Source organism: Sphingobium sp. PNB, assembly GCF_019873065.1.
Lineage (GTDB): Bacteria > Pseudomonadota > Alphaproteobacteria > Sphingomonadales > Sphingomonadaceae > Sphingobium > Sphingobium fuliginis.
In genome coordinates this window covers 16,531-37,276 of the sequence record NZ_JAINEZ010000020.1, presented here as the reverse complement: position 1 = coordinate 37,276, position 20,746 = coordinate 16,531, and the positions used below count along the sequence as shown (strand labels likewise).

The 20,746-nt window shown below is 63.0% G+C and carries 16 protein-coding genes and 2 pseudogenes; 7 read left to right on the top strand and 11 right to left on the bottom strand.

The window, feature by feature from the left end; all coding sequences use genetic code 11:
• Window position 1 precedes the first annotated feature (1 nt).
• The 3 genes and pseudogenes from K7W03_RS09315 to K7W03_RS28330 all read right to left on the bottom strand — a co-directional run.
• Window positions 2-1,396 carry a phosphotransferase gene (locus K7W03_RS09315; RefSeq protein WP_222886137.1) on the bottom strand — a complete coding sequence of 465 codons (1,395 nt, stop codon included), beginning with the start codon at window positions 1,394-1,396 and terminating at the stop codon, window positions 2-4.
• Between the two features lie 120 nt (window positions 1,397-1,516).
• A complete protein-coding gene (locus K7W03_RS28075; RefSeq protein ID WP_264319053.1) occupies window positions 1,517-2,572 on the bottom strand; it encodes a TonB-dependent receptor domain-containing protein in 1,056 nt (351 codons plus the stop codon).
• Window positions 2,571-3,893, bottom strand: a pseudogene (locus tag K7W03_RS28330) (TonB-dependent receptor); the annotation flags it as partial. The pseudogene K7W03_RS28330 and the gene K7W03_RS28075, both read right to left, overlap by 2 nt.
• A 349-nt stretch (window positions 3,894-4,242) precedes the next feature.
• Between K7W03_RS28330 and K7W03_RS09305 the strand changes: the two are divergent.
• The 3 genes from K7W03_RS09305 to K7W03_RS09295 all read left to right on the top strand — a co-directional run bounded on the left by K7W03_RS09305 (window position 4,243) and on the right by K7W03_RS09295 (window position 8,357).
• Window positions 4,243-5,154: an SMP-30/gluconolactonase/LRE family protein gene (locus K7W03_RS09305; protein ID WP_222886136.1), complete on the top strand. Its 912-nt coding sequence runs from the start codon at window positions 4,243-4,245 to the stop codon at window positions 5,152-5,154.
• A gap of 93 nt (window positions 5,155-5,247) precedes the next feature.
• The gene (locus tag K7W03_RS09300; protein WP_222886135.1) at window positions 5,248-6,870 is read left to right on the top strand and encodes a GMC family oxidoreductase; all 1,623 of its coding nucleotides are present in this window, start codon (window positions 5,248-5,250) and stop codon (window positions 6,868-6,870) included.
• Window positions 6,867-8,357 (top strand): aldehyde dehydrogenase family protein, encoded by a 1,491-nt coding sequence (locus K7W03_RS09295; protein WP_222886134.1) that lies wholly within the window; start codon window positions 6,867-6,869, stop codon window positions 8,355-8,357. The genes K7W03_RS09300 and K7W03_RS09295 overlap by 4 nt, the downstream gene beginning before the upstream one ends.
• 9 nt (window positions 8,358-8,366) lie before the next feature.
• On the opposite strand, the gene K7W03_RS09290 is transcribed toward K7W03_RS09295, so the two are convergent.
• The 4 genes and pseudogenes from K7W03_RS09290 to K7W03_RS27765 all read right to left on the bottom strand — a co-directional run bounded on the left by K7W03_RS09290 (window position 8,367) and on the right by K7W03_RS27765 (window position 12,724).
• Window positions 8,367-9,122 (bottom strand): SDR family NAD(P)-dependent oxidoreductase, encoded by a 756-nt coding sequence (locus K7W03_RS09290; RefSeq protein ID WP_226869973.1) that lies wholly within the window; start codon window positions 9,120-9,122, stop codon window positions 8,367-8,369.
• A gap of 108 nt (window positions 9,123-9,230) precedes the next feature.
• Window positions 9,231-10,409 carry a hypothetical protein gene (locus K7W03_RS09285; RefSeq protein WP_226869970.1) on the bottom strand — a complete coding sequence of 393 codons (1,179 nt, stop codon included), beginning with the start codon at window positions 10,407-10,409 and terminating at the stop codon, window positions 9,231-9,233.
• Window positions 10,396-11,436: pseudogene (locus K7W03_RS09280) on the bottom strand (sulfotransferase family protein). The gene K7W03_RS09285 and the pseudogene K7W03_RS09280 overlap by 14 nt, the downstream one beginning before the upstream one ends.
• Window positions 11,437-11,677: 241 nt before the next feature.
• Window positions 11,678-12,724, bottom strand: coding sequence for an AraC family transcriptional regulator (locus K7W03_RS27765; RefSeq protein ID WP_226869966.1), 1,047 nt, complete (start codon window positions 12,722-12,724; stop codon window positions 11,678-11,680).
• A 184-nt stretch (window positions 12,725-12,908) separates the two neighbouring features.
• Here K7W03_RS27765 and cysD point away from each other — a divergent pair, with 184 nt between their 5' ends.
• The 3 genes from cysD to K7W03_RS09260 are packed head-to-tail and all read left to right on the top strand — an operon-like array spanning window position 12,909 to window position 16,506.
• A complete protein-coding gene (cysD, locus tag K7W03_RS09270; protein ID WP_222886133.1) occupies window positions 12,909-13,826 on the top strand; it encodes a sulfate adenylyltransferase subunit CysD in 918 nt (305 codons plus the stop codon).
• Entirely contained in the window at window positions 13,826-15,733 is a 1,908-nt protein-coding gene (cysN, locus tag K7W03_RS09265) for a sulfate adenylyltransferase subunit CysN (protein ID WP_222886132.1), read from the top strand. Before cysD ends, cysN begins: the two co-directional genes overlap by 1 nt.
• Window positions 15,734-15,756: 23 nt before the next feature.
• Window positions 15,757-16,506 carry a 3'(2'),5'-bisphosphate nucleotidase CysQ gene (locus K7W03_RS09260; protein WP_222886161.1) on the top strand — a complete coding sequence of 250 codons (750 nt, stop codon included), beginning with the start codon at window positions 15,757-15,759 and terminating at the stop codon, window positions 16,504-16,506.
• A 481-nt stretch (window positions 16,507-16,987) separates the two neighbouring features.
• Here the strand turns inward: K7W03_RS09260 and K7W03_RS28325 are convergent, their stop codons facing one another.
• Window positions 16,988-17,206, bottom strand: coding sequence for a type IV toxin-antitoxin system AbiEi family antitoxin domain-containing protein (locus K7W03_RS28325; RefSeq protein WP_369806000.1), 219 nt, complete (start codon window positions 17,204-17,206; stop codon window positions 16,988-16,990).
• Window positions 17,207-17,246: 40 nt separating this feature from the next.
• Here K7W03_RS28325 and K7W03_RS09255 point away from each other — a divergent pair, with 40 nt between their 5' ends.
• Window positions 17,247-17,549, top strand: a complete 303-nt coding sequence (locus K7W03_RS09255; protein ID WP_226869964.1) for a ubiquitin-like domain-containing protein — start codon at window positions 17,247-17,249, stop codon at window positions 17,547-17,549.
• A 204-nt stretch (window positions 17,550-17,753) separates the two neighbouring features.
• On the opposite strand, the gene K7W03_RS09250 is transcribed toward K7W03_RS09255, so the two are convergent.
• Genes K7W03_RS09250 through K7W03_RS09240 form a run of 3 tightly spaced genes read right to left on the bottom strand, consistent with a single transcriptional unit; the run spans window position 17,754 to window position 20,715 of the window.
• A complete protein-coding gene (locus K7W03_RS09250; protein ID WP_176597932.1) occupies window positions 17,754-18,527 on the bottom strand; it encodes an EthD domain-containing protein in 774 nt (257 codons plus the stop codon).
• Entirely contained in the window at window positions 18,524-19,312 is a 789-nt protein-coding gene (locus tag K7W03_RS09245) for an SDR family oxidoreductase (protein ID WP_176597931.1), read from the bottom strand. The genes K7W03_RS09250 and K7W03_RS09245 overlap by 4 nt, the downstream gene beginning before the upstream one ends.
• Window positions 19,309-20,715: an aldehyde dehydrogenase family protein gene (locus K7W03_RS09240; protein WP_176597930.1), complete on the bottom strand. Its 1,407-nt coding sequence runs from the start codon at window positions 20,713-20,715 to the stop codon at window positions 19,309-19,311. The genes K7W03_RS09245 and K7W03_RS09240 overlap by 4 nt, the downstream gene beginning before the upstream one ends.
• Window positions 20,716-20,746 lie beyond the last annotated feature (31 nt).

Sequence of the window (20,746 nt, the reverse complement as noted above, 5' to 3'; positions counted from 1 at the left end):
CCTAATCCCGCCGCAACGGCTCCATGGGCACCAGAACCAGATGATCGGCGGGCGCGTCAGGCCCCGCGATGACCAGGCAATGTCGCAGCGTCCTTCGGTGGAAAAAACGCGCCAGGGCGACGTCATCGGCAGGCGTGCTCTTTTCGATGAAGCGCATCAATGCGGCCTCACCCTGGGCCGGATCGACATAGGCTGTACCGAGCAGCGCCTCGATATCCTTGCCATCCTCGTCCCGCAGCCAGTCCCGATAGCGAAGCTGATCCCGGAGATAGTGCGGTATGGAGGCGAGGATGTTGCGTTGCCAACCCTGTAACGATGCGCTTTCCGGCAGGCGCTCGATCTCCGCCTGCAATTTCTGGAGCGCCAGATCGTTCTGATCGACGGCGGCGGGCGGTGGGAGCACGATGTCATCGAGCGTCACACCCATTATCTCGGCAAGCGCCTCCATACAGCGCCGTCCGATCATCGGCACCTGCACCGCCGCCTCGACCCAATCGCCGCCGCGTCCCGTTTCGTGAAGCCCGAACAGGGGGCCATAAATGGCTTCGGCCAGGAAAGAGACGGTGTGATAAGCGATTGCGTCATAATCGAGCGGCACACCGATCACGCGTTCATAGTGACGGAACAATGCGGCGACGTCTCCCATATTCTCGATCGGATGGCGCCCCCGGAAGCAGGCGAGATCGCGCATGGGATCGCCCAGATGACCGATTTCCACATCCAATATGCCGGTGACCTGGGCGCCGTCCGAAAGGAACTGGCCGCAATCGCCCGTGACGAAGGAGATGGATTCCCGATGTCGGGGATAGTTGCGGCGCAGCCAGCGTGCGCAAAATTCCAGCAGCGGATCGGTGATGCCCTGCTCTGCCGTCATGGCATGAAAGCGTTCGAAATTGTGCAGGGCAATCTCCCGCGGCCCCTGCGGCAAATAGGCTCCCCCTTCGACGAAGGGGCGACTTGGAAGACGATGTATGTCCGCCAATATCTCCATATAGCGCAGGGATGCGGCCCACCGATCTTCGGTCATGACCGATGCGCTTTCGATCGCCTGCTGAACCAGGCCGGGGTCCCGCCCACCTTCTATCCATTCCATCACGATGGTGTTGGGCTGGTCGCACATGCCCAATATGGCGGGAATGGGGACGCCATTTTCATGCAGCGCCCGCTGCATGCGCATTTCATAATCGAGCGGATAGGGATGGGTCGGCCAGGTGCGGTCGCCTTTGAGCAGAAAGTCGCGCTTCACACCGTTCTGCTGAGCGCTGGCACGCCAGACCGGGCGCCAGCGCCGTTGCTTTTCCAGCACGACCTCAGAACAGCCCAGCACATCCTCAAGCCATCGGCTGAGCTGTTCGCGGCTTTCGGCCTGATCCTGATCGGCTTCGGTCTGCGCCATCGATGGTCCTCCCCATAATCCTGCCCTGTCCATTATGGCCGGTGCGTCATCCGCCTTCGTTGGGCCGCGCTGGCCTTTGCGGACAGGACGAGACTGACGCACCGTCCTCAACTCTTGCGGTCAGTCGCCGAACCGATAGCGAACCTCCACGCCATAGGTGCGCGGGACTCCATAAAACCCGCTGAATATGCCAAGCGCGGCTGATCCGACATTGCTCGAAGCCAGATATTTCTTGTCGAACAGGTTGCGCACGAAAAAGCTGATGTCGGCATTGCTGCCGCCCACGCCGTTCAGGTCCAGCCGTCCGTTGACCAGATCATAGGCGGGCAGAACCTGATCGGAGGAGCGGACTTTACTCGAATGGTAATAGTCCATGCTGACCACCGTTTCCGCAAGCGAGCGCGGTACGGGCAGCGTCCAGCGCAGCCCGGCGGTCACCGTCGTCTTCGCGACCAGATTGAACGGCACCTTGAGCGCTGCGAGATAGGATTGCAGTGCGGCAGGCACCGTCAGCGACCGCGACTTGAGGTCGAGGAAGGTCGCCCCCGCGTCGAAGGACAATGTCGACGTCGGCTGAATCCGGGTCGAAAGGTCGATGCCCGCAACACGGGTCTTGCCGGCATTGACGAGCAGCGTCCCGCCGCTCGGATCATTGCTGGCATCGCAATCGCCGTCCGGTGATTTTGGCGGGTTCGTGCCACCGGCGGCCGTCGTGCTGCAACTTGCCTGCGTATTGAGGCCGGAAATCGGCACCTGCACATTATTATACCAGCCGACAAAAGGCGACGCGTTGAGCTGGAACTTGACGTCGCCCATGGTGAAGTCGGAGCGGATACCGACCTCCACATCCGTCACCTTTCCCGGGGCGAAGGACTGGAACGGCGCCAGCCTGCCGGCCAGCGTGGGACTGTTGATTCCGCCCGCGCGATAGCCCCGGCGCGTGACCGCATAGAGGAAGATCGCATCCGACGCCTTCCAGTCGACGCCCAGCTGCCAGGTCAGCGCCTTGGACGAAGTCTTGTTGACGCTCGAATTGCGGATAGTTGCCCCCCCCGTCCGCGCATTCTTCGGGCGAGACGACGGGCTGGTTATTAAGTCCGCCGCCGACGCAGGCCTCGATCTTGTCCCAGGTGTGGCGCACGCCCAGATTGACGTGCAGCCCGTCCGCGATCTCATAATTGACATTGCCGAACAGCGCCCGGCTCTTTTCGCTGTAGAAACTGTAGTTGAAGCGCGCATCGGTAATACCGGGCAGGATGAAGACGGGAATATAGGTGCCCGACGGCCCGAGCGGCTTGCTGTCAAGGTAGAAGGCGCCGACCAGCCAGTCGAGGCGATTGCCGAGTGCCGATCCCTTCACCTGCACTTCGTCGCTGATCTGCCGAACATCGGATGTCTGACGGCCGCCGACGATTGTCACCGGAAGCCCGGCGGGGATCGCGCCGCTGCCGTCGGCGATCAATGTCGGCAATCCGTCGACACTGGAATAATAGTCGATCTTGGTGTGCCGATAGCCGAAGATATTGAGGAAAGTGATGTCGTCGGACAGATCGAATTCAGTCCGGTTGGTAATACCGAAACGCTTCACCCTTTCAAACGCATCGACGTCCGAATTGATCACGCGCGGGCCGCGTGCGCGCTGCAACGCCAACTGGACCAGCGCTGCATTGGCCGTGCCCGTCGCCGTCAGCCCGTTGGGACCGGGCAGGACATCGGTCAACACGGACGCGCCGCCGACCGCGTCATTGTGATAATAGTCGACAATGGCCGTGTTGCGAAACGCGGCGCTCGGCTCGAACAGGATCGATCCGCGGATCGCACGCGAGTTGAGATCGTCGGGATCGCCGCCGATACCAATATTCTTGGTCCAGCCGTCGCGCTTCTGGATCTGACCGGCAATGCGGATGGCCAGCGTATCCGATGTCAGCGGTATATTGACCGCAGCTTCCAACAGCCGGGCGTCGTAATTGCCGTAGGACGCCTTGGCATATCCCCCTAGCTTGTAGTCCGGCGCAGTCGGATAATAGAGGATCGCGCCGCCGGTCGTGTTGCGGCCGAACAACGTCCCCTGCGGCCCCTTGAGCACCTGAACCGAGGACAGGTCGTAGGTCGGGATACTGGAACCTGTGGTGGGGGAAGGCACTTCGGCGAAATAGCTGATGACGCCCGGCGCACTGTTGCCGGCCAGCGCCTTGGACTGACCCCGGATGGAGAAATTGGTGTTTTCGCGCCCGCCCGACCCGGCCAGAAAAACGCCCGGCGTCTTGATCAACAGATCCTGTGTATCGCGGATATTGGCCTGCCGCAGCGAATCCGCCCCGAAAGCCACGACGGAAACCGGCGTCTCCTGAATATTCTCGGCGGTGCGGCGCGCGGTCACCACGATGTCGCTGGTAGCGCCTTCCTGCGGCGCGGCGGTGGACGACTGCGCCAATGCCGCCTCGGATGTCGTCAGCAACAGGCCCAATGGCAGTATGAAACCCCGTATTCCCTTCATTCTTCTTCTCCCTGATGGCCAATGGATGACCGTACTGTTTGAGAGCCGGTCTGTTGCCGGCCTTCCGCTTCTGTAGGTTGGCAATATGGTCGTTGCCGCCTGCCGCCGGTCAGTTCCTGCCGCCGACCGCGCTTTCCGGATTGTCGCCTATGCAAATCTGCCTGCGAGCCACGTCGCTATCCCCTCGGCATTTTCCCCGTGGATCGGGTATGCGGCGGATAAGACGCCAATTCGCGCCTTCAATTACCTGTCGAAAGGTGGGTCCGATGTCCGATCATGCCAATATCCATCAGATTTGAGGGTGGCGCACGGTCCGCAGATGCCGTCGGTCATAATGGGAGAGGACGAGATGACCTGTTTTGCAAGCGGACTGCTGATGCCCGAGGGACCGATCGCGCAGCCCGATGGCGGCCTGATATTGGTGGAGGTGCTCGGCGGCCGCCTGTCCCGCCTTGGCCCGGACGGCGCACGCACCACCATGGCCGATCTGGGCGGCGGTCCCAATGGTGCGGCGATCGGTCCTGACGGGCGCATCTATGTCTGCAACAATGGCGGCTTCGGCACAATGACCCTGCCAGATGGCGGGCTTCTGCCGATCGAGGCGCCTCTCGATACGCCGCCCGGCATGATCCAGGTCGTCGATCCGGCCAGCGGCGCTTTCGAAACCTTGTACGCATCCACCGAAGCAACGCCCTTCTGGGGACCGAATGATCTTGTCTTCGATGCAGAGGGGGGCTTCTGGTTTACCGATTTCGGCAGGGATCGCGGCGCGGCGCGAATGCGGGGCGCGCTTTATTACGCCAGGGCGGACGGGTCGGAGATCCGGCTGGCCGCCGGACCATTGGACGGGGCGAATGGCGTCGGCCTCTCGCCCGATGGACGCACTCTCTATGTCGCCCTCACCTATGAGGCGCATCTGCTGCGCTATCGGTTGTCGGCACCCGGCGTGATCGATAAATCGGCGTCGCCCTCCCCGGACGGGCACAGCATCGTCGGCCGGGCCGGTCCCGGTCAATATCTCGACAGTCTGGCCGTGGACAGCGCAGGGCGCATCTGCTGCGCCTCGCCGGGCAAGGGCGCGATACTGATCTTCCCGCCGGAAGGCGGAACGCCCGAGCAGATCGAAACCGGTGACTTCCTGACGACCAATATCTGCTTTGGCGGCGCGGACGGGCGCGTGGCCTTCGTCACGCTGGGCAGTTCCGGCAAGGTCATATGCTTCGATTGGGACGTGCCCGGCCTGCCGTTGGCTTTCGGCTGACTCTCACCTCCGACAACGCCACCCTGCCGTCCGGCAGGTCATCCAGGGCCAGCATTGCTGTTCCATCGCGGCATGCCCGACAAAAGAGCGAATATGCCGGCTGATTGCTATGACTATATCATCGTGGGAGCGGGTTCTTCCGGCTGCGTGCTGGCCAATCGTCTGTCGGCCGACTCGACCGTCAGGGTTCTGCTGGTGGAGGCGGGACCGGACGACAGCAGCCCGTTGATCGCCATGCCCCGCGGCATCGGCAAGCTGCTGGCGCCGGGCAATCCCCATGTGTGGGATTACGCCGTTTCGCCCGGCGGGAACGCACCCCAGGAAATATGGCTGAAGGGCCGCGCGGTGGGTGGGTCCAGTTCGGTCAACGGCATGGTCTATGTCCGGGGCGCTCCGGCCGATTACGACGGCTGGGAAGCGGCAGGCTGCACCGGCTGGGGCTGGCAGAGGATGGGCCAACATTTCGTCACGCTGGAGGACCATGCGCTGGGCGCCAAGGCATGGCGCGGCGCCGGCGGCCCGCTCAAGATCAGCGTCCACCCTTCCGGCGACCCGCTTTGCGAAGCGTTCCTGACCGCCGCCGAGCAGGCCGGGACGCAACGGGTGGATGACATGAACGACATGCCGGCCGTGTCCGAGGGCGGCACGGCCTATCAGCCGACATCTACCTATCGCGGCAAGCGCTTCTCCGCTTCCCGCGCCTTTCTCAAGCCCGTGCGAGGCCGGCCGAATCTGGACGTCGTGCCGCGTACCGACGTCCTGCGCATCCTGTTCGACGGGCAGCGGGCGAGCGGCATCCTGCTGCGCAACAAGGATGGCGTGCATGAGGTCGCGGCACGGCAGGAGATCATCCTCTCCGCAGGCGCGGTGCAGAGCCCCAAGCTGCTGCAATTGTCGGGCATCGGTCCCCGCGCCCTGCTCGAATCGCTCGGCATCCCGATCGTCTTCGATGCGCCCAGCGTCGGCGCCAACCTTCGCGAACATCGCTATCTGGGCTTCAATTACAGGGTTCGGGGGAACAGCCTGAACCAGAAACTGTCCGGCCTGGGCCTCATCATGTCGGCTTTGCGCTATGCCTTCGGGTCGAAAGGTCCGCTGACCCATGCGGCGCATGAAGTGGGCGGTTTCGTCAAGACCGATGCCACGCTCGACCGGCCCGACGCGCAGATCGGCATGGGCCTCTATTCCTTTCACACGGACGACAAGGGGGCGGTGGCTCTTGACCCCTATCCCGGCATGACCGTCATCGCCTATTATATGCGGCCCGACAGCCAGGGCCATGTCAGGATAAGCTCGGCCGATCCGGATGTCCCGCCGGTCATCGACGCCAATCATCTGGCCACCGATGCCGACCGGCGCCATTTCGTCGCCCTGTTTCGCTGGCTCCGCCGCCTTGCGCAACAGCCCGCGCTCAAGGACTGGATCGTCGAGGAAACAGGCAAGACCGTCGGCATAGAGGCGGACGAGGACATTCTGGCCAACGCCATGGCCCTGGGCGGCACATCCTTCCACATTTGCGGGACGTGCCGCATGGGCGCGGATGAAGCCTCCGTCGTCGACCCGCAACTTCGCGTGCGCGGCGTCACCGGCCTGCGCGTGGTCGATACCTCCATCATGCCGACCATCGTGTCGGGCAACACCAATGCGCCGGCCATGGCCATCGCGCTCAACGCCGCGGACATGATCCTGCGGCCCAGTCAGGACCCTGCCATATGACCGTGCCTTTCACCGCATTCGACAAGCTGTATATCGATGGCGCCTGGGTCGATGGCGGGAGCGAACGCGACGCTATCATCAATCCCGCCACCGAAGCGGTCATCGGCCGCGCGCCGGTGGGCAATGCCGCCGCCGTGCAGGCCGCGATCGCGGCCGCGCGCAATGCGTTCGACACGGGCATCTGGCCGCGCATGGCCATGTCCGAACGCGCGACATGTCTGCGCCGGATGCATGCCGCACTGGATGCGCGCAGACAGCAGATCGCGGCGCTGATCGTCGCGGAAGTCGGCTGTTCGCAGGGCATCACCCAGGGCATGCAGGTCGCCAATCCGCTCGACCATCTGCTGGCCGCCGTCGAACATTCGACGCGCGACGACAGCGTCCGCCTGCCCATCGACATCACCCCCGATCCCTTCAACCTCGACGGGCCGAAGAAAATAGGCGGGACCACCGTGGTTCGCGAGCCGGTGGGCGTCGTCGCAGCCATCACCGGCTATAATTTCCCTTTCCTCATCAATCTGGCGAAGATCGTGCCCGCGTTGCTCGCCGGCAATACGATGGTGCTGAAGCCGTCGCCCTTCACGCCCTTTTCCGCGCTGTTGTTTGGGGAGATTGCCGAAGAGATCGGCCTGCCCAAAGGCGTGCTCAACATCGTGACCGGTGGACCGGAGGTTGGCACGACCCTGACCAGCGATCCGCGCGTCGACCTCGTCACCTTCACAGGTTCCGAAGGGGTCGGCGCCGCGATCATGGCGCAAGCCGCACCCACATTGAAGCGCGTGCACCTCGAACTGGGTGGCAAGTCCGCGCTGATCGTCCGTCAGGATGCCGACGTCGCCCGCGCCGCGGGCATGGCGGTCGCGGTGCTGTCGGTCAATGCGGGCCAGGGTTGCGCCCTGCTCACGCGCCTCGTCGTCCATAACAGCATCAGGAAGGCGTTCGTCGAAACCGCCTGCGCCATCGCCAGCCAGTTCAGGATCGGCGATCCTGCCGATCCCGGCGTGGCGATGGGGCCGCTGATCCGCGAGTCCCAGCGGGAAAAGGTCGAAAGGCTGATCGCCATCGGCCGCGACGAGGGGGCGAGGATCGTGCATGGCGGCGGGCGTCCGGTGGGCCTCGACAAGGGTTTCTTCACGGACATCACGATCTTCGACGATGTCGACAACAGCATGACGATTGCCCAGGAAGAGGTGTTCGGTCCGGTTGGCTGTGTCATCGGTTTCGATAGCGACGAAGAGGCGATCCGCATCGCCAACGATTCCCGCTATGGCCTGAATGGCGGCATCGAAACCGCCGACGCCGCCAAGGGCTATGAGATGGCGATGCAAATCCGTGCGGGCAGCGTCATGCTCAATGGCGGGACCGGGCGGATGACCTATGCACCGATCGGCGGCTACAAGCGCTCCGGCATCGGACGGGAATATGGTCCGGACTGGCTGCACGAATATCAAAATCAAAAGTCGGTCTTCTATCCCATCGGCGGATAGAGCCGCTGCCTAGCCGGCGGTAATGCCGCCGTCGACCGCCCAGCAGGCGCCATGCACATGACGCGCGCGATCGGACGCAAGGAACAGAAGCGGCTCGGCCACATCCTCTGGCGGACAGGGCGGCCGCATGCCCGTGTAGCGCGCGAGCAGCCGGGGATCGGCGAAATCGGGGAAGGACATGCCCTGCGTCATTTCCGTCCGCATCGGGCCGGGCGAGAGGATGTTGATCCTGACGGGACTGTCCATCATCTCCATCGCGAGCGACAGCGTCAGACCGACCAGTCCGAATTTGGAGGCGGTATAAGGCGCCAGATAGGCCTGCCCCATGAAACCGGCGGTCGAGGCCACACAGACGATATTACCCCTGCTCTCGATGAGGTGCGGCATGGCCGCCTGCATGAGAAAGAAGGGACCGGACAGGTTCGAGGCGATGGTCCGGTGCCATTCCTCCTCCTTGATGTCGGACAAGCGGTGAAACATGACATCGGCGGCGATATTGCACAGAACGTCCAGCCGGCCGAATGCCGTCATCGCCGCTTCGATGGCCTCCCTACAGCCACGCGGCTCGCCAAGATCGCAAGCCAGTTCGGCACATCGGCCACCCGCGTCGCGGATCAACCGCCCGGTCTCTTCCAGCTTGGCCCGGCTGCGCCCGACAAGGCACAGTGCCGCGCCTTCCCGCGCGAAGGCTAGACTCGCCGCGCGGCCCAGGCCCGACCCGGCGCCGGTGACCAGTACGACCTTGCCTGCGAAGTCCATCCGCATATTCTTTCCAAAACGGGGCGTCGGCGGGATCAAAAAATGCCGCGCTGAACGCCTGTCATATCGGTGATTACGACGCGGCCAACCTTTCGCCGGATGGGGTCGATCCCGTCACCAGCGCCGCCGCCATTGCGCGCCACGCCGGCGGTGACGGATCGTCTCGTCCCGCTGCTCCGGCGTGACCAGCGGCGTGTCGCCGGGAAGATGCGACCGAAGCTCTGCCGCGGGCACGATCCTGAGCGTTGGCTCCGGCCCGGAACTCGCGCCGGTCCAGCGCAGCATCAGCGACCCTTCGTTGCGGCCTGCCGGATCGAGCCAGTTGGGCACGCCCGGATCGTCCAGTGCGATGACGGCGCGGAAGCGGCCGTCGCCGTCGAGCCGCGCCTGCGCTGCGTTGAGGCTGCTCTGATGGTTGATCCAGTCGATCGTGTTCCACAGCGGATCGTTGAGCTGCACGTTCCAGTAGCGCACCTGATCGGGCACCGCCGTGTCGATGATCATCGCCTCCCCCGGTTCCAGCCGGAAGATGCCCTGATAATAATGCTGCCCGGCAACGCCGCCGCGACCGGCCCAGTCGTCATATTCCAGCCTGTTGACGAAGCCCTGCGCCCGCTGCCGCTGGCCATAGCCCAGGGCAAATGCGGCATAGCGTTCGACGAAGGCCGACAGGCGATCGAGCCGAAGGGCGATCTCGGCCGCGGGCACCGGACCGCCGCCGACGCGCCGGTCGACCCGTTCGATCGCGATGCGCAGATCGCGCCCCGCGCCCCAGTCATAATAGGCATGGCGCAGGCCGATGGTGACTGCGCGCGGGTCGAGCGGGAACCAGTCGCCCGCATGCCCCTCCGGCCGCTCGCCGCCCAACAGGATGTCGAACACTCCGTCGGGGCCCAATGTGCAGGCATCCAGATCGATCATGCCCACCGAAGGCCCCAGATCCTCCATCGGTCCCAGACCGCCCGCGACCAGATCAAGGAACACGAAAACCCCGTCCCCGCGCGTGCCAGACAATCTGTAGACGCCGCTGCCGTCGATCCGCGCCGCGCCATAGATGAAGTCGGGATTGACTCCTACCGTGTTGAGGATGCTGCTGACCGACGGCACGAAATCGGGATGATCGGGATCGGCGAAGGCCGTCTGATAGCCGGTGGCGAGGATGGCGAAGAACAGCCGATGGACCTCGGCCCGGGCCTGCGGGTCGCCGGGATCGGCCAGCCTGTCCAGCACGCTTTCCGCCCCCGCCATCCGCTCCAGCCACGCGCGCCATGGAGAGGTTTCAGAGATAGGCATGGTAGGTCTCGATATATTCGGCGAACCTGTCGCTCACCTGTTCGGCGGTCAGGCCATAATCGGCCAGCGTGTAGCTGCGATGTCCATGCTTGCCCGCCGGATTCTCCCGCAGCCAGCCCAGAATGCCTTTTTCCGAGTCCGGCGTGAAATCCCAGCCGAAATGGTGATAGGCGGCCCGGATGGTCGCGACCGGGTCGGCGACGAGATCCTTGTAGCGCATGTCGTAAATCGGCAGGTCCGGATGCGCCTTGCGATAATCCATGCAGCACTTCACCCCGTCCCACCAGAGTTGCAGGAATTCGGCGCCCAGCGCATGCAGGTCGAGCTGGTCGTAGGATGGCCCACGGATGACGCTGATCAGTTGGGAGATGGAGGCGATGACGGTGGTCGGGTCGCGATGCGGCTGGATGAAGACCGCATCGGGATAGACGCTACGCAGCGCCGGGAGCTTATACATATGCTCCTGAATCTTGAGTACCCAATGCCTGCCGGGATGCCGCCAGCCCAGATGCTGAAGCCACATCTTGTGGACCTCGTAGCGAAAGGTCGCGTCGATGCCCTTGAACCAGTCTTAGAAGCGCGGGAGATGCTGGAACATGCACGGATTGCTGCTCTGAAAGGAGGTCGTCATGAACGATCCGCATTCCTGCGGGATTTTGGCGCCGAGCGGATGGGCTTTGAGCAATTCGTCGGCATCACCGCCGAGTTGCGCGCGCAGATGCTCATCGAACCGGGCGATGCGCGGGTCCGTATCGGCGGTTGCGGCTTCGGGCGGGGGCGATGGCTCGGCCACTTCCCACATCAGCGGCGTGCGAATCTGCAGGTCGCCTTCCATCAGGGCATGCAGGAAACTGGTGCCGCATCGGGGGAGGCCGAGGATGAAAAGCGGCTGCCTGATTTCGACATCGGCAATGTCGGGATAACGCGCCCGGTCGTCGGCGATCGCCTTCAGCCGGGACAAGTCATCGGCGATGATATGCAGCGCCCGGGCATTGCCATTGGCGTTAAGTGCCCGGTCTTCCGCCATCGAGGCGAGCAGTTGCTCCAGCCCCGGCCTCACATTGTCCCGTAAATAATCGGGCAGCGGATATTGCGCCAGCAGCGCGTCCGCGTCCGGAAATCCAAATGTCATTGCCATCCTCTCTCAAACCGATCTGACGACTGTTCTGGGCAGGATGACTGGTCCGGACACCGATGAAAAGCGCAGGCGGCCTCGATGTCGCCTATCGCAAACAGATGTCGAAAATTGCGGCTAAACTAATGGGCGCTCAGTGGATCAAGAGCCGGTCACGGAACTGCTGCGGCGAACACCCTTCTATCTGGCGGAAGGCCACACTGAAGCTTGCCGTATTGGCAAAACCGCAGCGATAGGCAATCTCCTTGACCAGAAGCGATCGGTCCATCAGCAGGTCCTTCGCCAGAGCGAGCATATGACGGCGACAAAAGGCTGCGGGACTTTCACCCGTCGCGGCGCGGAACAGGCGTTCATAATGACGGACGCTGATGCCGCGTTCCGCCGCCAACTGCCCGATCTCGACCCTGCCGGGCTGCTCCCGGATATGTGCGACAAGGCCGGCCAGATAGCGCTGGTCGAACGTCCGGCGACTGGTGAATTCGGCTTGCGTTTCCGGGCCGAATTGCTGCACCATTTCGGCTGCAAGCCCGACGCTGATCGAATCCAGAACGAGTTGCGAACACAGCCCCGGCGCCACCAGTTCCTGCTGCGCCCTTAGAAGCAGTGCCCTGACGTGGGGATTGCGCATGTCTATGGTGTCGCGCAGTTGCTGATCGGAAAGTTCCATCGGCAATCCGGTAATCGCGGGAATATCTATTCTGCAAAATAGCGATCTTTGCTCGCGTTCCTGCCAATGCATTTGGAACGGACGCGCGGCCGGATAAAAGCGCACTTCGCCCTGCTCGCAAAAGTCGCAGGCAGAAGCGAGATATCGGCCCACGGACGAGAAGCGGGTCAACTCGAAATAGCTGCACGGCGGCGTGAAGACTATCTCGTTCCGTTCCCGCCAGAAAAACCGCCGGACTTCAAAGCGCGCACCAACTGTAGCCTTGGCCGCTTCGAGAGACGTTTCGAATTCCTGCGGGAATATGAAGTCCAGGCTTGTGCCCTCAGCATGGCGGGCAGCATCATAAGGTCTTATCGACATATCGGCCCTTGCCCTGCGCTCTCTTTTCTCCGGATTATCGTGATGATAAGCGATCAACCTTATCAGGAGAAGCTGATTTATCGGAGGATCTCTTCTGGTTCCAAAAATATAATCAGATGATTTCCCTGATACACGATTGCGAAAAATATTCATATTTTTGACGATAGATACCCAAGATGTTACTGTTACCATCACTCGGACCGGCTACGAGCGTACCAGCCTGTCCATGACGGAATCGCTATCCATTTGGCACTTTGAATGCTGATCGATAGCTCGGAATCGACACCTTATATTGCTACCGAGCAGATAGTGTCCATTTGCTATCGGCAGGAAATTCATGATCAAAGAGCCACGGATAGGGCTGACGCATTTGGAGCGTCTTGAGGCGGAGAGCATTCACATCTTGCGGGAGGTTGTAGCGGAGGCTGAGAAGCCGGTGATGCTTTATTCGGTGGGCAAGGACAGCGCGGTGATGCTGCATCTGGCGCGCAAGGCTTTCTACCCTTCGCCGCCACCCTTCCCGCTGTTGCATGTCGACACGACCTGGAAGTTCCAGGCGATGTACGAGCTGCGCGACCGGATGGCGCGCGAGAGCGGCATGGAACTGCTGGTCTATCACAATCCCGAGGCGCAGGAACGCGGCATCAACCCGTTCGACCATGGCCCGCTGCACACCGACATGTGGAAGACCGAAGGCTTGAAACAGGCGCTCAACCTCTATGGCTTCGACGCGGCCTTCGGCGGCGCGCGCCGCGACGAGGAGAAGAGCCGGGCCAAGGAGCGCATCTTCTCCTTCCGTACCGCTTCGCATGGCTGGGACCCCAAGAACCAGCGGCCGGAGCTGTGGAATCTCTACAACGCCCGCAAGAACAAGGGCGAGAGCATCCGCGTCTTCCCGATCAGCAACTGGACCGAACTCGACATCTGGCAGTACATCCATCTGAACGACGTGCCGATCGTGCCGCTCTACTTCGCCGCGAAGCGCCCGACCGTGGAGCGTGACGGTATGCTGCTGATGGTCGATGATGAGCGCTTCCCGCTCGCGCCCGGTGAGGTGCCAGTGGAACGCTCGATCCGCTTCGGCACGCTCGGCTGCTATCCGCTGACCGGGGCGGTCGAGAGCGAGGCCAAGACGCTGCCTGAGGTGATTCAGGAGACGCTGCTCACCACCACATCGGAACGGCAGGGCCGCGCCATCGACAAGGATGCTGGCGGTGCCGGCATGGAAAAGAAGAAGCAGGAGGGCTATTTCTGATGTCGGACGCAGATGTCATCTACAAGACCGACGCCCTCATCGCCGAGGACATCGACCAGTATCTCAAGGTGCATGAGCACAAGACGATGCTGCGCTTCATCACCTGCGGCTCGGTGGACGACGGCAAGTCGACGCTGATCGGCCGCCTGCTCTATGACAGCAAGATGATCTTCGAGGATCAGCTGGCTGCGCTGGAGGCCGACAGCAAGCGCGTGGGCACCCAGGGGCAGGAGATCGATTTCGCCCTGCTGGTCGACGGCCTCGCCGCCGAGCGCGAACAGGGCATCACCATCGACGTCGCCTATCGCTTCTTCGCCACCGAAAAGCGCAAGTTCATCGTCGCCGACACGCCGGGCCATGAGCAATATACCCGCAACATGGTGACCGGCGCGTCCACCGCCGACCTCGCCGTCATCCTGATCGACGCGCGCAAGGGCGTGCTGACGCAGACCCGCCGGCACAGCTATCTCGCCCATCTGATCGGCATCAGGAACATCGTGCTGGCCATCAACAAGATGGACCTGATCGACTATGATCAGGCGGTCTATGACGGCATCGTCAAGGATTATACCGAGTTCGCCAATTCGATCGGCATCAAGGCCTTCACGGCCATGCCCATTTCCGGGTTCAAGGGCGACAATATCACCGGCCCGTCGGCCAACACCCCCTGGTATAAGGGACCGGCGCTGATCGAGCATCTGGAGACCGTCGAGGTCGATCAGGTTTCCGATCAGGAAAAGCCGTTCCGCATGGCCGTGCAGTGGGTCAACCGCCCCAATCTCGACTTCCGCGGTTTCAGTGGCCAGATCGCGAGCGGCACGGTGCGCAAGGGCGACGCCATCCGCGTGCTGCCCTCGGGCAAGACCAGCACGGTCAGCCGCATCGTGACGCTGGGCGGCGATCTCGACGAAGCGATCGCGGGCCAGTCGGTGACGCTCTGCTTTGCCGATGAGGTCGACTGCTCGCGCGGCGATGTGATCGCGGCGTCGGACAATCCGCCCCAGGCCGCCGACCAGTTCGAGGCCACCATCGTCTGGATGGCGGATGAGGAGATGCTGCCCGGCCGCCCCTATTGGCTCAAGATCGGCACGCAGATGGTGACAGCCACCGTCCAGCACCCCAAATATCAGGTCAATGTCAACACAATGGAGCATCTGGCGGCCAAGACGCTGGAGCTGAACGCCATCGGCGTCGCCAACCTGTCGACCGACAGGCAGATCGTGTTCGAAGCCTATGAGACGAACCGCGCGCTGGGCGGCTTCATCCTGATCGACAAGATCACCAACGCCACGGTGGCGGCGGGGATGCTGCACTTCTCGCTGCGGCGGGCGCAGAATGTCCATTGGCAGGCGACCGACGTCAGCCGCGACTTCCACGCCAACCTCAAGAACCAGAAGCCGGCCGTGCTGTGGTTCACGGGGCTGTCGGGCGCGGGCAAGTCGACCATCGCCAATCTGGTCGAGAAGAAACTCGCCAGAATGAACCGCCACACCTTCCTGCTCGACGGCGACAATGTGCGCCATGGGCTGAACAAGGACCTGGGCTTCACCGATGCCGACCGGGTGGAGAATATCCGCCGCGTGGGCGAGGTGGCCAGGCTGATGACCGATGCGGGGCTGATCGTGATCACCGCCTTCATCTCGCCCTTCCGCGCCGAGCGCGAGATGGTGCGCCAGATGATGCAGCCGGGCGAGTTTGTCGAAGTGCATATCGACACGCCGCTGGCCGATGCCGAGGCGCGCGACGTCAAGGGCCTTTACAAGAAGGCGCGGGCCGGCGACCTCAAGAACTTCACCGGCATCGACAGCCCCTATGAAGCGCCGCACGACCCCGAGATCCACATCGACACCACCAACATGTCGGCTGAACAGGCTGCCGATGCCATCATCGCAAGGCTGATCCCATGAGCACTCCGCTTGATCCGAAAACCATGAGTGATGCCGATCTCGCCTCGCATCTGGCAGAGGTTACCGGACGCATTCTGCTGGAGGTACGCGCCTCGGGCCTGTTCAGCGCCAAGGCGCTGGGCAAGGCCGGGGACCAGACCGCCAACCAGTTCGTCTGCCACGCGCTGCGCGAAGTGCGGGGCGAGGACGGGCTGCTGTCGGAGGAAGAGAAGGACAATCCCGACCGTCTCGCGATGAGCCGGGTATGGATCGTCGACCCGGTCGACGGCACCCGCGAATATGGCGAAGCGCGGGCCGACTGGGCGGTGCATGTGGGCCTGGCGATCGACGGCCAGCCCGCGATCGGCGCGGTGGCGCTTCCGGGTCTGGAGGGCGGCACGCTGCTGCGTTCCGACCAGCCGCGCCCGGTTCCACCCGCGCCGGACAAGCTGCGCATGGTGATCAGCCGCACCCGCCCCGCCGCCGAAGCGGTCGCGGTGGCGGAACGGCTGGGCGCCGAGTTGGTCCCCATGGGCAGCGCCGGGGCCAAGGCCATGGCCATCGTCCTGGGCAAGGCTGACATCTACCTCCATTCGGGCGGGCAATATGAATGGGACTCCATGGCACCCGTGGCAGTCGCGCTCGGCCATGGCCTCCACTGCTCGCGCATCGATGGGTCGCCGCTCATCTATAACCAGGCCGATGTCTATCTCCCCGACCTCCTCATCTGCCGTAAGGAGCATGCGGGGCAGATTCTCGAACTGATCGCGGAGGTCACGCAGGTCGCCGACTGAAACGGCCGATCCCGCTAGAGCGGGCCATATGCCCGGTAAAGATGGCAGGGCGGCAGGTTGCGCCATTCGAAATCCTTCTCGACCCGCGCAAAGCAATAGGCCGAAAGAGGCGGCGACCAAGCGGCACGCTGGCCAACTCGTTCATGCGCCGAATTCGCTGGTTTATTGGCCCTGGTATGATAGCCGACGCGATGCGCTCCGTCGCGTGCCGGCCCGGTTCGACGCATGGGAACTGCATGGCTGGGCGGTCGAGGTGAGCATGACGGGCCGGTGTTTGTGGACTGCCGCGTCGCGAAACGCGACAATTGTTATCCGATGATCGCACCGGGCGCCGCGCATACAGACATGCTCTTCGGCGCCGGCGACATGATCGACGGGGGCGAGGAAGCCTCTACGATGGTGTGATGTTGAATGACCGAGTACGCGCACTACAGACCGCCAAAAATCAAAATCTGCCAGAGGCAAGAAAATGTCATGAGCACTAGCCAGGAGTTGCGCGGTAGCGCCCATAGCCGACCTTCACGAGTAATCCTTCGTCACACATTCGAGCCAAGTAGTAGCGATGGACACCAATATTCGCGAAGTTTTTGGTCCGAATTTCGTCGCCTTTTTTGGCGAGCGCTACAGCCCGCTCCCTTAGCGAAAGTTTTGCCCCCCGCAATTTGGCTCTTTCCGCGCGATCACGATCTCGCTTCCCCACCCCATGATTCGGTGGCCACAGAGTCTCATCAGAAGCGACATTGCTTACCTACGACACGCGGCCCGTGTTCCATCAATCCGACGCAGCCATCCGCGGCCATGTCTTCTGCTCGTTCATGGCCTTGCTACTATCCCATGAATTGTCCCGGCTCTGCGCGGCCCGCGACCTGAAGCCGGAATGGCAGCCGCTGCTCAACGATCTCGACCGTCTGCAGAAAGTGACCCTCCACAAGGACGGCAAGGACATCACAATCTGGACACCTACGGCCGGCATGGTCGGCGCGGTGTTCCAGGCCGCCGGCGTCGCTCTGCCAGCCAACATCCACGAAAATCCAACCGCATAAGCTGCCCTCACGCGCAAAGCTCCCATGTGGCGCTAAGGATCTTGCTCGTTCGAACAACCTATTGATTATGAATATATTTATGGAATGCGGTGTTCAAGTTGGGCCAAGGCATTCTCGCGCCTCACCGTTTCGAATTCTACCTGCAGCAGATCAGGTCGGCCTCCATGATCGCCATGCGTGGGCGCCTGTAGAAGGAGGGCGAGGTCAGCCTGCTACAGCGCCATAAATGGCGCGCAAGACTTCAGGTTCGCGTTGATTGACAGCGCCTGCCTCTTCGATCGTGCGGACCGCATCCAGACCGCGCAAGCCAATCAGCGTAGGACGTCCTTGCTCCACCATCAGATAGCGTTCATCGGTTCGATAGCAGGCGATCCGGCCCAAGCTGACCCGGACAGCATCGGCAAGCGCGGCGCGAGCGAGAGCCAAGTCGGACCACCAGCATTGAATGACGGCGCCGAACAGCCGGCTGGCTCCCCCCTCTTCGACATCGGTATCGTTCCAGCCGGCCGGATCGGCTCCAGATAAATCATGGAACGCCACCATGATAGCTCCATCGCGCGTCAGACCTTTCGCGACCTCGATACCCCCCACCTCCAGAGGCAAAACGAGGAAATAGCTGTCCAACGCCAATCGATCGGCATCGCCGAAAATCGATGTCGCATCCGCCTCCAAATTATAAAGCAGGGCGCGGCGGAAGACATTCTGCTCGTCACGGTGAATATGGCTGGTGACGGGGCTGTGGATCAGCCCGTCGCGGTCGCCGGGATTGGCGAAGGTGACGACGGCGATCCCCTCAAAGGGTTCGACGATGGCTGACCCCATGTCCTCCAGCGGCGCCACATGATGCTGGACATAGCTTTCGAAGCCGGGGATGCGCGCCGCCATCACACCATGCACGTCGCGCCAGTAACGCGAGAAGAGATCGCGCGAGATGTCGGGCCTGCGTTCCAGCAGCGCGATGGTGGTCGCTTTGCTCATGCTTGCCACAGCGCGCCCTCCACCGGCAGCACGGTCCCCGAAACATAGGCGCCCGCGCGTGATGCAAGGTACAGCACCGCGCCGCCGATATCCTCCTGCGCGCCCAGCCGTCCGGCGGGAATGCCCGCCACCACCTGATCCTTCAGCCCCGGCACCGCCGCGAAGAAGCCGTCGGTCATGTCGCTGGGGAAGAAACCCGGCGCGATGGCGTTCACGGTGATCCCCTGTGCGGTCAGGTCCGACGCCATCATGCGGGTCAGTTGATGGATCGCCGCCTTGCTCGCGCCATAGGCATAGGCGCCGTTGCTGCTGCGACCCCAGAGGGCGCCAATCGAGCCGATGGAAATGATGCGCGCCGGATCGCCCGGGATCGCCGCCGCCTTGAGCTGCGGCAGCAACGCCTGTCCCAGAAAGAAGGGCGCCCTCAGATTGAGTCCCAGTTCGCGGTCCCATTGATCGGCGCTGGCATCCTCCATCGCGCCAGCGCTGAACATCCCCGCATTGTTGACGAGGATGTTGAGCGTGGAAATACGCCCGGCAATGTCAGCAGCAGCAGTCTCCACCCCGGCTGCGGTGCCCAGATCATGGGCCAGAAAGGTCGCCTGACCTGCTCCTTCCAGACCTTGCGCAAATGCCTGCCCCGCTTTCGCCTCGCGTCCGACGATCAGCACCTGAGCACCGGCCTCGACCAGAGTGCGGCTGATCATCGCGCCCACCCCTTTCGCCCCGCCAGTGACGACGGCGGTCTTCCCCGCAACGGAAAACAGCGTTTCGAGGATGCTCATGCCGGCTTCGCGATGTTGAGGGTCTGAAGCGCGGTGTAGGGATACAGGCCTTCCAGCCCACCCTCGACGCCGTAGCCCGACTGTTTGTTCGCCGGGAAGGGGATGGCCGGATCGAGCGCGCAATGCTGGTTCACCCAGACGCTACCGCTTTCCAGCCGCAGCGCGACCTTCGCCGCCGCTTCGGGATCGCTCGACCAGACCGATCCCCCCAGCGCATAGGAGGAGGCATTGGCGCGGGCGACGACATCATCGATGTCGCTGTAGCGGATGATCGGCAGGATCGGACCGAAGGGTTCTTCGTCGACGATCGCGTCGCCTTCCGCCACGTCGCGCACGACCGTCAGCGGCACGAAATAGCCCCGGCCCTCGGGCAATTCACCCCCGGCTATGATCGTGCCGCTGGCCCTGGCCCCCGCCAGATAGTCCAGCACCTTGTCATATTGCGCCTTGTTCTGAACCGGCCCGAATTGCGCTTCGGGGTCGCGGCCGCCGACGACCGTCGATCCGCCCGCATAGGCCGCGATCTCCGCGCACATGGCGTCGTACAGACTGTCATGCACATAAAGCCGCTTGATGATCGCGCAGACCTGCCCGCTGTTGAAAAAGGCAAAGGCGAATATGGCGGGCGCGATCGCCTTCACATCGGCATCGGGCAGCACGATCGCCGCGTCATTGCCGCCCAACTCCAGCGTCAGGCGCTTCAGGGTCGGTGACGCCGCCTCCATGATCTTGCGGCCGGTGCCGGTCGATCCGGTGAAGGTGACCTTGGCGACATCGGGATGGGACACCAGATGCGCGCCCGCCTCATTGCCGCCCGACAGGATGTTGACGACGCCGGCCGGCACGACATCCTTGAACAATTCACCCAGCCGCAGCGTGGTGAGCGGGGTCGAGGGTGCCGTCTTGACGACGATGCTGTTGCCCGCCGCCAATGCCGGCGCGATCTTGTTGCAGGCGATGAACACCGGCGCATTCCATGGCACCACGGCGGCCACGACGCCCAGCGGCTTGCGGTGCAGTTCAACCCGGCGCGTCTCGTCCTCGATCAGCACTTCCGGTTCGATCCGCAGGCCAGCATAGTAATTCAGATAGCCCGCGGCGAGATGCGCGATCTCGAACTGGGCGAGCGCCATCGGGCGGCCGGTTTCCTGAATGAGCAGCCCGGCCAGCTCCTCGACATTGTCGGTGACCACCTTTGCCATGGCCGCCAGCACCGCGCCGCGCGCTTCGGGCGTGGCGTCGCGCCAGGCGGGATAGGCGCGCTTCGCGGCGGCGACCGCCTGTTCAACTTCCGCCACGCCGGCGTCGGGCACCTGCGCCACGACGCTCTCGTCGCTCGGATCGATGACGTCCATGTGGCGCGCGGTATCGACCAGCGCCCCGTCGATCAGCATCTTGACCATGTTCTTACCTCTCCGCTGTCTTGCTTATTCT